1 protein-coding gene is annotated in these 240 nt (G+C 66.7%); it reads left to right on the top strand.

Features of this window, described 5'->3' with window-relative positions; genetic code table 11:
* A partial coding sequence (locus tag KZZ07_RS27365; RefSeq protein ID WP_219520191.1) for a GAF domain-containing protein occupies positions 1-240 on the top strand: 240 nt, incomplete at both ends.

Raw genomic sequence — 240 nt, 5'->3', positions numbered from 1 at the left:
AGTCCGGGCTGATCGTCGGGGCGCGCTGGGACGAATCGGTGGCCGGCACCAACGCCATTGGCACCGCCCTGGCCGCTGAACAGGCGATGATCATTCACCGCGAAGAACACTTCCTGGCCTCCAACTTCCGCCTCAGCTGTTCCGTGGCGCCGATCTTCGACGCGCAGGGCTTGTTGCGCGGCTGCCTGAACGCCACCTGCCTGAACAGCGCCGGGCCGAAGGAGTCGCAGTACCTGACCC

This window comes from Mameliella sp. CS4 (genome assembly GCF_019392335.1).
Classification (GTDB): domain Bacteria; phylum Pseudomonadota; class Alphaproteobacteria; order Rhodobacterales; family Rhodobacteraceae; genus Antarctobacter.
This window is presented reverse-complemented; position numbering and strand designations above follow the sequence as displayed.